Origin of the sequence: Wolinella succinogenes DSM 1740 (assembly GCF_000196135.1) — a bacterium.
Taxonomy (GTDB): domain Bacteria; phylum Campylobacterota; class Campylobacteria; order Campylobacterales; family Helicobacteraceae; genus Wolinella; species Wolinella succinogenes.
The window spans coordinates 650052-662134 of the sequence record NC_005090.1; the positions used below are offsets into that span (position 1 = coordinate 650052).

The 12083-nt window shown below is 48.9% G+C and carries 12 protein-coding genes and 1 pseudogene; all 13 read left to right on the forward strand.

Features of this window, described 5'->3' with window-relative positions; translation table 11 throughout:
- The first annotated feature begins 115 nt into the window (after positions 1-115).
- The 13 genes and pseudogenes from WS_RS03275 to WS_RS03340 all read left to right on the forward strand — a co-directional run bounded on the left by WS_RS03275 (position 116) and on the right by WS_RS03340 (position 12079).
- Positions 116-850: a prepilin peptidase gene (locus tag WS_RS03275; protein ID WP_041571721.1), complete on the forward strand. Its 735-nt coding sequence runs from the start codon at positions 116-118 to the stop codon at positions 848-850.
- Complete coding sequence (locus WS_RS03280) at positions 843-1880, forward strand: LptF/LptG family permease (protein WP_011138603.1); 1038 nt, start codon at positions 843-845, stop codon at positions 1878-1880. Before WS_RS03275 ends, WS_RS03280 begins: the two co-directional genes overlap by 8 nt.
- Positions 1881-1884: 4 nt before the next feature.
- Complete coding sequence (truA, locus tag WS_RS03285; protein WP_041572025.1) at positions 1885-2646, forward strand: tRNA pseudouridine(38-40) synthase TruA; 762 nt, start codon at positions 1885-1887, stop codon at positions 2644-2646.
- Between the two features lie 10 nt (positions 2647-2656).
- Positions 2657-3358, forward strand: coding sequence for a sulfite exporter TauE/SafE family protein (locus tag WS_RS03290; protein ID WP_269470913.1), 702 nt, complete (start codon positions 2657-2659; stop codon positions 3356-3358).
- A complete protein-coding gene (locus tag WS_RS03295) occupies positions 3352-3879 on the forward strand; it encodes a D-glycero-alpha-D-manno-heptose-1,7-bisphosphate 7-phosphatase (RefSeq protein WP_011138606.1) in 528 nt (175 codons plus the stop codon). Before WS_RS03290 ends, WS_RS03295 begins: the two co-directional genes overlap by 7 nt.
- A gap of 36 nt (positions 3880-3915) precedes the next feature.
- Entirely contained in the window at positions 3916-4917 is a 1002-nt protein-coding gene (gene rfaD, locus WS_RS03300) for an ADP-glyceromanno-heptose 6-epimerase (RefSeq protein ID WP_011138607.1), read from the forward strand.
- Positions 4914-6338 (forward strand): D-glycero-beta-D-manno-heptose-7-phosphate kinase, encoded by a 1425-nt coding sequence (gene rfaE1, locus WS_RS03305; RefSeq protein WP_011138608.1) that lies wholly within the window; start codon positions 4914-4916, stop codon positions 6336-6338. The genes rfaD and rfaE1 overlap by 4 nt, the downstream gene beginning before the upstream one ends.
- A gap of 2 nt (positions 6339-6340) precedes the next feature.
- Positions 6341-6910 carry a D-sedoheptulose 7-phosphate isomerase gene (gene gmhA, locus WS_RS03310; RefSeq protein WP_011138609.1) on the forward strand — a complete coding sequence of 190 codons (570 nt, stop codon included), beginning with the start codon at positions 6341-6343 and terminating at the stop codon, positions 6908-6910.
- Positions 6911-6913: 3 nt separating this feature from the next.
- On the forward strand, positions 6914-7567 hold the full coding sequence (locus tag WS_RS03315; RefSeq protein WP_011138610.1) for a hypothetical protein: 654 nt from the start codon (positions 6914-6916) through the stop codon (positions 7565-7567).
- Positions 7568-9901 (forward strand): annotated as a pseudogene (locus WS_RS03320) (ribonucleoside triphosphate reductase); the annotation flags it as partial. It lies immediately after the preceding gene.
- A 28-nt stretch (positions 9902-9929) separates the two neighbouring features.
- Positions 9930-10601, forward strand: coding sequence for an anaerobic ribonucleoside-triphosphate reductase activating protein (locus WS_RS03330; RefSeq protein WP_011138613.1), 672 nt, complete (start codon positions 9930-9932; stop codon positions 10599-10601).
- 3 nt (positions 10602-10604) lie between these two features.
- Positions 10605-11123 carry a NanQ anomerase/TabA/YiaL family protein gene (locus WS_RS03335; RefSeq protein ID WP_011138614.1) on the forward strand — a complete coding sequence of 173 codons (519 nt, stop codon included), beginning with the start codon at positions 10605-10607 and terminating at the stop codon, positions 11121-11123.
- Positions 11123-12079 (forward strand): aminodeoxychorismate synthase component I, encoded by a 957-nt coding sequence (locus WS_RS03340; RefSeq protein ID WP_041571722.1) that lies wholly within the window; start codon positions 11123-11125, stop codon positions 12077-12079. Before WS_RS03335 ends, WS_RS03340 begins: the two co-directional genes overlap by 1 nt.
- The last annotated feature ends 4 nt before the right edge of the window (positions 12080-12083 follow it).

Here is a 12083-nt window from a genome sequence, read left to right on the forward strand (position 1 = left end):
TCTAGGGTGATTCTATCCAAAAGAGGAGGAGAGGTGTCAAGGGGAGGGGTGAAAGTTAATCACCTCCTTAGAAAGGCTCGTGTAGAATCTAAACCTTTATCCAAAAAGGAGAGCAATGGGCGTAGAGTGGGCGGTGGCGTGGATAGCGGGGCTTCTATTTGGCTCTTTTTTAAATGTGGCGATTGTCCGCATCCCCGAGGATAGAAGTGTCTGCTTTCCCGCCTCGCACTGTCCGCACTGCCAAAAGCCCTTGCGATTTTGGCACAACATCCCCCTTCTTTCCTACCTCTTTTTGGGGGGGCGTTGTGCCTTTTGTCAAGCCAAAATCTCCCCTCTCTATCCTCTTGTTGAGCTTCTTTCGGCGTTTTTGGGATTGGCGGTAGTGATGAGGGAGGGCTTTGTTTGGCCGGCGCTGGCTTTAGGGGTGAGCTTTGGCCTTCTTTTGGCTCTCTCAGTGATTGACATCAAGACTCAAAAAGTCCCCGATTCTCTCAATTTCATCGCTCTTTTGGCCGCGCTTGCTTATGGGGCTTCTCTTGAGAGCTTAGAGGCGGCATTCATCATCGCAGGAGCGCTCACGCTCCTGCGCTTTGGGCTCTCTTGGATTCTCCATCAAGAAGCCATGGGCGAGGGGGATATTATCTTGGCTGCGACTATGGGGGCGATTTTGGGGGTGAAGCTCGCCTTGGTGGCGGTATTTGTGGCGGCGCTACTGGCATTGCCTGTGATGCTTCTTCTCTCCAAAAAAGATTCTAAAATCGCCTTTATTCCCTTTCTCTCCTTGGGGCTTTGGATCGTCTATGGGGGGCAGGATTGGATTTTGAGCTATTTGGAGTCGTGGTATGGGTAATCTCAAAAAATATCTCTTTGGGAGCTTTGCTCAGCTCTTTTTTCCTATTTTTGCAGTGCTCTTTTTTATCTCTTCGGTGATTCTTTTCATCAAGATTGCGGGGGTGACTTTCGTAGTGAAGATGAGTTTTGGAGAGCTTTTTGAGCTCTATCTCTACTCTTTGCCCACCATGATCTTCTTCACGATCCCTGTCACCTTCTTTAGCGCCTCCGTGATTTCACTAGCTAAGCTCTCTCAAGAGTATGAGCTTCCTGTGCTCTTTTCGCTAGGGATTGATCCGCTTAGATTCTCTAGACTCTTTTTTCCTCTCTCGCTTTTGGTCTCACTCTTCTTGTTGCTTGTCTCTTTGGCGCTGGTACCTCTCTCCAATGAGGCCTATGATCGATTCTTGGATCATAAAAAAAGTAGCGTCAATATCAACCTAAAACCCGCTGAATTTGGACAAAAGCTCGGAAATTGGCTCGTCTATGTGGGGGATATGGATGAGGGGGAGAAACGCTACAAAGAGGTGGTGATGTTCTCCTCGAATGATCTTGGACGAGAGAGCTTTATTTTGGCCAAAGAGGCGTTGGTGGAGAGCATGGAGGGAAATTTGGAACTCAAGCTCTTTAGGGGGAGTGCCTATTTTAAAGAAGAGCTTCACATCAAAAGGGTTGATTACGCCCAGATGCTCATCCGCGATTCGGCATTTAAAGAAGGAGGGGCTAGTCTAGGGATTATGGGCTACTGGAAGCAGGCCTTAGGCGGGGAGAAGGGGAGCGACAAGGTGCGCCGCAAGCTCTCCTCCTCCATCCTCATTTCGCTTTTTCCGCTTGCGAGCCTCTTTTTCATCCCTCTTTTGGGGATCATGCATCCTCGATTCCAGAAAAACTACTCCTATTTTTATGTCATTATCGCCACGGGAATCTTCTATGGTCTTGTCCATATTGCCTCTAACCATCTCCCTCTAGCGGGTATTTTTTTGATTCCGCTGATTTGGCTGGGGGTGGGCTATGGGCTCTATAGACGCTTCATCGCGCCCTATTTTTAGCCCTATGCCCACGCTGCTTGCGTTCTTGGAATATGACGGGAGTGCTTTTTTTGGCTCTCAAATACAAAAAGAGGAACCTAGCGTGGCGTTAGCCTTGCAGAGGGGTCTAAAGAGCATGGGAATCGCCTCTAAAGTGCGTTTTAGCGGTCGAACCGACAGGGGGGTGCACGCCACTAGGCAGGCGGTGAGCTTTGAGGTGCCCTATAAGAAGAGCGATTGGGGTTACTTCAAAGAGGAGCTCAACAAGAAGCTCTTCCCTTATTTGCGAGTGCGCCGACTCTATCCTATAAGAGAGGGGCTTGACCCTAGATTCGAGGCAAAGAGTCGAGCCTATCGATACCTTCTCTCTGAGGAGCCTTTGAGTGCTTTTGCTTCTCGATATGTCACCCACGCGCACCTAGGCGATGAGCGTAAGATTCAAGAGGCGATGAAGCTTTTGGTGGGGTGGCACGATTTTGCGCTTTTTAAAAAGAGCGGCAGCCAAGAGAAGAGCACCCTAAGAGAGATGAGGCGTTGCTGGCTCTATCGCTATCGATCCTACTGGGTTTTCTATTTTGAGGCCAATGGATTTTTGAGGCTTCAGATTCGTCTTTTGGTGGGCGCGCTTTTAAAGGTGGGAAGAGGAGAGATGAGTCTAGAGGAGTTTAAAGAACAGCTAGAGGCCAAGAGACGCTTCTTTTGCGAGGGGGCTCCACCCTATGGACTCTATCTTTGCAAAGTGAGCTTTGAATCATCGATTTGGGAGGTGAGAGATCGAAACCATTGATTTTTATACGATTTTAACGATCGCTTTTTTGGGTAGTTTTGGGCATTGTGTGGGGATGTGCGGAGGAATCGTGCTCGCCTACTCGAGTGCCAAACTTGACCCTCTGACTCCTTGGCTCAAACAGGGATTCTCTCACGCCCTCTATGGAGCAGGAAGGGTCACCTCCTATATGCTTATCGGAGCTTTTTCGGGAGCTTTGGGGGCGGTGGTGGCCGCCACTCCTTTGCAAAGAGGGATTCTTTTTGTGCTCACGGGGATTTTGATGACGCTCTTTGGACTCTCCATTGCGGGTCGTCCTAATTGGCTTGCTTCGATTGAATACTCCGTCTCGGGCACGAAATGGTTCAAAGAGCTTTTTGGAAGGCTCATTCGCAGCTCCTCTCTTGGAAGCTTCTATCTTCTTGGGGTGCTTAATGGATTTCTTCCGTGCGGGTTTGTCTACTTTTTTGCGATCACGGCTGCCTCCACTGCTTCGCTCTTTTATGGGGCGGTGGTGATGGGGATTTTTGGGCTCGCCACCATTCCGGCCCTCTTTTTGGTTGGCTCTTTGGTGGGGCTTATTAAGAGTAGCTCATGGCGCACGCTATTCATGAAATTTTCAGCTTTGCTTGTTTTTCTCTTTGGAATCTACACTGCGATCAAGGGTTACTATCTCATTGTCGATCCTAGCGGGATTAATACTCCTGCGCTTTTTGGGTGTACCGTATGCTAAAAAAAGCCCTTTTTTTGGATCGTGATGGAGTGCTCAATATCGACACGGGTTATCTTTATGAGCCCAAGGATTGGCGTTTTATGCCGGGAATCTTTGAAGTTCTGCGATGGTTTAAAGAGCGCGATTTTTTACTTCTTTTGGTGACTAATCAATCAGGAATCCATCGAGGCTACTACACGATGAGCGACTTTATTGAGGTTTCGCTTTTTATGCAGAGAGAGCTAAAGAGGGAGCTTGGCTTTGGGCTAGATCAAATCTATTTTTGTCCACACACTCCCAAGGAGGAGTGCTCTTGTCGCAAGCCTCTCTCAGGGATGATTTTGCAGGGAATCAAAGAGTTTGATTTGAGCGCTTCTGATTCTTGGCTTTTGGGCGACAAGTCTAGCGATATTAAAGCAGCCAAAGGCGCTGGTATCGGGCATAGCGTGCTTTTAAGCGCTCTAGAAGAGGAAGGAGAAAAGCCCACTTTTAGGGTCGATTCGTTATCTTGCCTGAGCCAAATTCTCCAAAACCATTCGTAGGTTATTTCTAAAAATCCATCCAAGCAAGGAGCCAAGATGCAATACATTGATGATAGCTTAGAGAATAAAACCATTTTAATCACAGGCGGTGCAGGCTTTGTCGGGAGCAATCTCGCCTTCTATTTCCAAAAACACCACCCTAAAGCTAGGGTGATCGTCTTTGATAGCTTTCGGAGTGGCGAGATGTTCCCTGAGGGGAATCTTAAAAGTTTAGGACACTTCAAGAATCTCCTAGGATTCACGGGTGAGGTGATCGCGGGTGACATCAATTCACCGCAAGACCTCAAGCGCCTTGAGGCCTATCCTCTGGACTATGTTTTTCATGAGGCAGCGATCTCAGACACCACCGTGATGAATCAGGAGCTCATGATTCGGAGCAACACCAACGCCTTTAAAGACCTCCTCGATCTTTGCGTCAAGAAGGGAGCAAGCCTCATCTACGCCTCTAGCGCAGGGACTTATGGCAACACCAAAGCCCCTAATAGCGTGGGGGCCAATGAGGTTCCTGAGAATGTCTATGGGTTTAGCAAGCTCATGATGGATAATCTCGCCTACACCTACATGAGAGAGTATCCAAACCTACAAATCGTAGGACTTCGATACTTCAATGTCTATGGCGAGCGGGAGTTTCACAAGGGTAAGACCGCCTCAATGATTCTTCAATTAGGACTTCAGGCGCTAGAGCACCAAAGGGTGCGACTCTTTAAATTTGGTGAGCAGAAGCGGGATTTTGTCTATATCAAAGATGTAGTGCAGGCCAATGTTAAAGCCATGAAGAGCCAAAAGAGCGGAGTTTATAATGTGGGCTATGGCAAGGCGCGCACCTATAATGATATCGTTGAGGCATTGCGTGTGGAACTTGGAGCGTTTGAGGTGGAGTATATCGACAACCCCTATCGATTCTTCCAAAATCACACCGAGGCCAACATCGCCCCCACCAAGCAATTCCTTGGCTATGAGCCGCGATTCTCTTTGGAGGCGGGCGTGAAGAGCTACGTGGACGAGATCAAAAGAATCCACGAGGAGAATAAGAAGTGATTCTCTCCTCCTCTTTGAGACCGACGATCTTGGTGGTCGGCGATTTGATGATTGATCACTACATTTGGGGCGAGTGCGAGCGTATCTCGCCCGAGGCGCCAGTGCAGGTGATTGATGTGAAGCGCGAAACCAAAACCTTGGGGGGCGCTTGCAATGTGATGAGTAACCTCATCGCCCTAGAGGCTTCCGTGCTCTCTTGCGGAGTGGTGGGCGAGGATTTGGCGGGCAGAGAGCTGCTTGGCTTCTTGCAAGAGCTTGGAATGGAGAGCAAGGGAATCATCACGCAAAAGGGGAGACCCACCACCCAAAAGAGCCGAATCATTGCCTCGAATCAACAAGTGGTGAGGGTCGATTGGGAGAATAAAAGCCCCATTAGCGAAGAGTCAGAAGAGGCGATGATCGCCTACATTCGCTCTAAGCTCTCTTTGTGCGATGCGGTGATTCTCTCTGATTATGGTAAAGGCGTGCTCACTCCTAGAGTTTGTCAAACCATTATCCAGATGGCCAAGACGCTCCAAAAGCGCGTGCTTGTTGACCCCAAGGGGCGAGACTACTCCAAGTACCGTGGCGCCTCACTCCTCACCCCCAACAAAAAAGAGGCCAAAGAGGCTACAGGGATTGAGATCAACGATGAAGCAAGCCTCAAAAAGGCGCTTGAGTGCCTTAAGAAAGAGTGTGAGCTTGAGTTCTCCGTCATCACGCTGAGTGAAGATGGGATTGGAATCTTTGATCAAGCCCTAGAGCGCATCCCCACCATCGCCCAAGAGGTCTATGATGTCACAGGAGCGGGTGATACGGTGATCGCCTCTTTGGCGTATGGCTTGAGCTTGGGATACCCCCTTAGGGAGTGTGCCCTCTTTGCCAATGCGGCGGCGGCGGTAGTGGTCGGGAAGATTGGAAGTGCTACGGCGACTCATGGAGAGATCGCTGAATACCTCCACTCAAGCCACCAAGGAGAGAGCCAAGAGCGAATCTTAAGTCGTGATTCCATTCAGAAAATAGCCAAGCAGTGGCGCTCTCGTGGGCGCAAAATCGTCTTCACCAATGGCTGCTTTGATATTCTCCATGCGGGTCATGTTCAATATCTCCAAAAGGCCAAAGCGTGCGGAGATTGCCTCATTGTGGGACTCAATAGCGATGCCTCGGTCAGACGCCTCAAAGGAGAGTTAAGACCCATCAATTCCCAAGAGGATCGGGCTTTGGTCCTCTCTGGGCTTGAGGCGGTGGACTATGTGGTTGTTTTTGATGAAGAGACCCCCTATGAGCTTATCCGTGCCATAGAGCCTGATGTTTTAGTGAAGGGGGGCGATTACGAAGGGAAAGAGGTCGTGGGAAGCGATCTGGTCAAAGAGGTGAAGCTCATCGAGTTTTTAGAGGGCCGAAGCACCAGCGCGGTCGTGAAAAAAATCCAAGGATCCTAGTCATGCAAGATTTCATCCAAAAAGAGCTTGAAGCGCATATTCTAACCACCCAAGAGACGATGAAGCGACTCGCTCCGCTAGTGGAAGAGGTGGCTTCTTTGATGGTGGATTGCCTAAAATCAGGCCACAAGATTCTTCTCTTTGGAAACGGAGGGAGCGCGGCGGATGCTCAACACATCGCCGCTGAGCTCACGGGACGATATAAAAAAGAGCGGCGCGGACTTCCTGCTATAGCGCTCACCACGGATACTTCAGCGCTCACGGCCATAGGCAATGATTATGGCTATGATCGGGTCTTTTCACGCCAAGTGGAAGCTCTAGCGCATAAAGGCGATCTTTTGGTGGGAATCTCCACCAGCGGCAACTCACCCAATGTTCTGCTTGCCCTAGAGGAGGGGAGGCGAATCGGTTGCGTGTGCGTGGGACTAAGCGGACGCGAGGGGGGAAGGATGAATGAACTTTGTGATATCAACCTTGTGATTCCAAGTCACGATACCCCACGAATTCAAGAGATGCATATCACTTTGGCGCACATTCTTTGCCATCTTGTTGAGGAGAGGGCGATCGCCTAGGGGATGTTTTTCCAGCAGAGTCTTAGAGAGCTTCGCGAAGAGAGGGAGGAGAATCTCACCGATTCGCTTTTGGAGCGATTGCAAAAAGGGGGGATTGAGCTCTCATGGCTAGATTGGTTGCTTGGAGAGCGATCGATTTTCATCTGGCTCCCCAAAGGAGAGCTTTGGAGCGTTTTGGTGCATGAAGCGATATTAAACGACTCAACTTTTCACCGCCAAGGGGCTCCCTGTTATCACTTCACCCCTTGCGAAGAGATCAAAAGAGTGGCCAGTGATATAGAGCTCTCTAGGCGCTACTTAGCCAGCCTCCCTGGCGAGAATCGATTCGATTTTAAAACCATCTCCGGACGCTCGGAATTGCGCTTTTTTCGGGATAAACCCCTTGAGCCTTGCCCACTCTGTCTTGAAGCTTATAGAGGAGGAGGGGGAGGGCAAAAGCCATTGGATTTTAATGAAGTTCATGGTAAAAATCTAAGGAAATTCTATGGAAAAGAGCGAGAGAGGGAGTGGAATCGCCTCGCCTCAGAGTTAATCAAAATCCGCCACCACACTTGCGATATTTGCCAAAAAAGTCACCCCAAAGAATCTCTACACGTTCATTGGCGAGAAGATGGAAGAGTTGAGATAGTGTGTAAAAACTGCGAAAGAAGGATATAAATGGTCGAGCATATTTTCAAGCGAGATGGGCATGCTGAGAAGTTTCAGCCCTACAAGATCGAAGATGCTATCAAGAAGGCGTTTGAGAGTGTCAATGTCCGATATGATGATCGAATCTACACCAATGTGATTTTGGCGATTGAGAGCGAGAATCTCAATAGCGTTGAGTGCATTCAAGATCGCATTGAGCTAGAGTTTTTCAAGGCGGGCTATTTTGCCGTCATGAAGTCCTTCATGAACTATCGATTCCTCCATAAGATGCAACGAGAACACATCTATGGGCTCAGCGAGGATACCACTTATGTCAATTCGACCCAAAGCGTGGAGGAGTATATCAACAAAGAGGATTGGCGAATCAATGCCAACGCTAACACAGGCTACTCCAATGCGGGATTGGTGAATAACCTCGCGGGCAAACTCATCGCCAACTATTGGCTTGATAAGGTCTATAGTAAAGAGGAGGGGTATGCGCACCGAAATGGCGATGTACATATCCACGATCTTGACTGCCTTACGGGTTATTGCGCGGGATGGAGTCTGCGCTCGCTCTTAAACGAAGGATTTAATGGGGTGAGGGGGCGAGTCGAATCGCGTGCGCCAAAGCACCTCAGAGAAGCACTCGGACAGATGGCCAACTTCCTTGGAATCTTGCAGAGTGAGTGGGCGGGGGCGCAGGCGTTTAGCTCCTTTGACACCTATTTGGCTCCCTATGTTTTCCGTGATCAATTGGAATTTAAAGAGATCAAAAAGGCGATCAAGAGCTTCGTCTATAATCTCAATGTTCCTGCTCGATGGGGGCAATCGCCTTTTACCAATGTCACTATCGACTGGACGGTTCCAGCGGATTTGAAGGATCAGATTCCCACTCGTAATGATCGTCATCTCTTTGAGGATATTCAAGAGGACGCTCTTTTGGTGCAAGAGGCACAAAAGCGAGGGGCAAGCTCACTCCTCTCTATGACCTACAAATATTTTCAAGCCGAGATGAATCTGATCAATAGAGCCTTCTATGAGGTGATGACCGAGGGGGATAAGACAGGTCAACCCTTCACCTTCCCTATCCCTACGGTCAATATCACTGAAGATTTTGATTGGCATGGGGAGAACACCGACCTTCTCTTTGAAAACACTGCCAAGATTGGGAGTAGCTATTTTCAAAACTTTATTGGCAGTCAATACATTCGCAATGAGAAAGGGGAGCTAGTCGAGAATCCCGAGGCCTACAAGCCCAATGCAGTGAGAAGTATGTGCTGCCGCTTGCAACTAGACCTAAGAGAGCTTCTTAAAAGGGGCGGGGGTCTCTTTGGAAGTGCAGAGATGACGGGAAGTATCGGCGTGGTCACCCTCAATATGGCGCGTCTTGGATATCGATTCAGAGGGGACAGGGAGGGGCTGATGGCGGAGCTCACTAAGCTGATGGATCTTTCTAAAAGCACGCTAGAGAAGAAGCGCCAAGCGGTTACTGAGCTTTTCCATCGAGGACTCTACCCCTATACTAAGCGTTATCTGCCCGGATTCAACAATCACTTCTCCACCATCGGTGTGAATGGAATCAACGAGATGATTCGAAACTTCACCAACGATCAAGACAATATTTCCAGCCCTAGTGGCATGGCTTTTGCTACGGAGATATTGGAGTTTATGAGGGAGAGAATCCGAAGTTACCAAGAGGAGACGGGGAATCTCTATAACCTCGAGGCCACTCCAGCGGAGGGCACTACCTATCGTTTTGCCAAGGAAGACAAGAAGCGCTATCCTCAAATCATTCAAGCGGGGATGGAGGAGAATGTCTATTACACCAATAGCTCTCAGCTCCCTGCCAACTTTACGGATGATCCTTTTGAAGCGCTCACCTTGCAGGATGAGCTGCAGTGCAAGTACACGGGCGGAACCGTGCTTCACCTCTACATGAGGGAGAAGATCTCTTCGGCTGAAGCGTGCAGGAAGCTGGTCAAGACGGTGATCACCAGCTATAAACTGCCCTATATTACCATCACCCCCGTCTTTAGCGTCTGCCCTAAGCATGGCTATTTGAGGGGCGAGCATGAGTATTGCCCCCTATGTGATGAGGAGGCTTTGCTAGAGATTGAGCAGAGCCAGTGTTGCTAAGAGAAGTTTCAAGCCATTTAGACTAATATCCACCAAAGACCAAGAAAGGATCAAGAGATGACCGTTACCATGAACAGAAGTAAGTCCGAAGTGATTATCCCCGAAGAGAAGCGCACCAAGTGCATGGTTTACACCCGTGTAATGGGCTATCACCGACCTGTTGAGAGTTTCAATACAGGTAAAAAGGGGGAGCACAAAGAGCGACTCTTCTTTGAAGAATCCAAATGCCCTCTCCGCTCTTAACCTTGGCTGAATGACCCCCACCCCTCTTCACTCTATCACTCCCTTTAGCATGCTGGATTTTCCCAGCATGCTCTCATGTATCCTCTGGTTTAGCGGATGCAATCTTGCCTGCTCCTACTGCTACAACCCCGAATTCTTAAAAGAATCGGGCAAAATTGACCTAGAAGGTTTGCTAAGCTTTTTGCGCTCTAGAGTCGGGCTTTTAGAGGGGGTGGTCTTCTCTGGAGGGGAGGCAACTCTCTTTGCGGGGCTTCCTTTGTGGATGGAGGAGGTGAGGTCGTTAGGCTTTAAGATCAAGCTTGACACCAATGGCACCAACCCTGCCATGCTCAAAGAGCTTCTCCAAAAAGGCTATTTGGACTATGTGGCGATGGATTTTAAGGGCAAGGAAGAGCGCTTTGGGATGATCACGGGAAGGGAGTTTTATGGGAGATTTTTGGAGAGTCTAGAGATTCTTCTCTCTAGCTCGATTCCTTTTGAGATTCGCACCACGGTGCACTCTTACTTGCTCCAAGAGGAAGATATTGCGGAGATGGCCGCTCTGCTTAAAGAGCGAGGCTATAAGGGAGCCTTTTACCTGCAGCACTTTGTGGGGGAAAAAGAGACGCTCAAACCCCTGCCTGAATCAAGAAGATTGAAATTAGATGAAGAGGCGATAGAAACTAAAATTATTTGGAGGTGAAAAATGGCAATTGTTGGAAGCTTGGATCGATTTGAGGGTTTGTGCAAAAAGACGCAAGCGTTACAGTGCGTGTGGGATTACATGAAAAGTGCCATGCAAGAAGGAAATGAAGCGCGAGAGCGTATCACAAAACTTCCGCTCAAATCTCCGCAAAAGCTTGATCTAGGGAATGGGATTTTTGTGATTGAGCAGGCATACATGACCAAGCCTTATGAAGAAGCTTTTTTTGAGAGCCATCAGAAGTATATAGATTTTCAATTGGTTTTAGCGGGGAAAGAGATATTTGCTACGGGTGAAAAGGGTGATTTCGCCCTAGTTGAACCCTATAATGAGGCAAAAGATCTGATCGTCTATTCTCCGCTTGAAAAAGAGTGCTCCTCGCTGGTGCTGCACCAAGGATTTTTGGCGATTCTCTTTCCTTATGATGTCCATGCGGGCTCTTTGAAAGTTGGAAAAGAGAGCGAAAGAGTCAGCAAAAGTGTCATTAAGGTTCCCGTGGAGCTTGTGAAACACTCGCTGTGATGCATTGGCAAGAGCGGCTCAATCTCTATGGAAAAGAGGGGATTCCCTGCTTTTTCCTTATTGATTACGCCAAGCACTCTCCTTGCGTCTATCCCCTAGAATCGTTACCTTCAGAGATTCGATTCGCCTTTGGAACGCCTTTGGTTTCACTCCATCAAAGCGCGCGCCCTCTCCCTTTGGAGTGGAAAAAGGAGGCGATTCCTTTTGAGGTGTATCACTCCAAGGTGAGAGCGCTTCAAGAGGAGATTGCTCAAGGGAATTGCTATCTAGCCAACCTCACCCAACCCACGCGCTTTTTGACCCAAGCCTCTTTGGGCGAGATTTACGAGGCAGCCTCCGCTCCTTTTAAACTACTCTATGAGGGAAAGTTTGTCTGTTTTTCGCCCGAGCCTTTTTTGGAGATCCAAGGAGAGAGGGCGCGCACTTTTCCGATGAAAGGCACGATCTTGAATGCTCCTGGAGCCAAAGAGTCTCTTCTTGGCAACCCAAAGGAGTTGGCCGAGCATGTGATGGTGGTCGATCTCTTAAGGAATGATATGGGAAGTTGGGCGCAGGAGGTGAGAGTCGATTCCTTTCGGGAGTTTTCGCTCATTCGCACTTTGCGCGGAGAGATATGGCAGACGAGCTCTATTGTGAGCGCTAGAGCCCCTAGATGGAGAGAGAGGCTGGGCGATATTTTGGATAGGATGACACCCGCAGGCTCAATCACAGGCACGCCAAAACGCCGCTGCTGTGAGATACTAGAACATCTTGAGGAGTATGAGAGAGGCTGTTTCACGGGAGTGGCGGGAGTCTTTGATGGGGAATCGCTTCGGAGCTTTGTCCTTATTCGCTATATCGAATCAAGCCCCACGGGAGAGCTCTTCTATAAAAGCGGCGGAGGAATCACGATCGATAGCGATCCTTTCAAAGAGTATGAAGAGATGCTGGAGAAGGTCTATGTTCCGATTTTTTGAGACA

Excerpts from the sequence above, each read along its gene's own strand:
- WS_RS03275 (WP_041571721.1), top strand. The coding sequence starts at position 116 with ATGGGCGTAGAGTGGGCGGTGGCGTGGATAGCGGGGCTTCTATTTGGC.
- WS_RS03280 (WP_011138603.1), top strand. The coding sequence starts at position 843 with ATGGGTAATCTCAAAAAATATCTCTTTGGGAGCTTTGCTCAGCTCTTT.
- truA (WP_041572025.1), top strand. The coding sequence starts at position 1,885 with ATGCCCACGCTGCTTGCGTTCTTGGAATATGACGGGAGTGCTTTTTTT.
- WS_RS03295 (WP_011138606.1), top strand. The coding sequence starts at position 3,352 with ATGCTAAAAAAAGCCCTTTTTTTGGATCGTGATGGAGTGCTCAATATC.
- rfaD (WP_011138607.1), top strand. The coding sequence starts at position 3,916 with ATGCAATACATTGATGATAGCTTAGAGAATAAAACCATTTTAATCACA.
- gmhA (WP_011138609.1), top strand. The coding sequence starts at position 6,341 with ATGCAAGATTTCATCCAAAAAGAGCTTGAAGCGCATATTCTAACCACC.
- WS_RS03315 (WP_011138610.1), top strand. The coding sequence starts at position 6,914 with ATGTTTTTCCAGCAGAGTCTTAGAGAGCTTCGCGAAGAGAGGGAGGAG.
- WS_RS03330 (WP_011138613.1), top strand. The coding sequence starts at position 9,930 with ATGACCCCCACCCCTCTTCACTCTATCACTCCCTTTAGCATGCTGGAT.
- WS_RS03335 (WP_011138614.1), top strand. The coding sequence starts at position 10,605 with ATGGCAATTGTTGGAAGCTTGGATCGATTTGAGGGTTTGTGCAAAAAG.
- WS_RS03340 (WP_041571722.1), top strand. The coding sequence starts at position 11,123 with ATGCATTGGCAAGAGCGGCTCAATCTCTATGGAAAAGAGGGGATTCCC.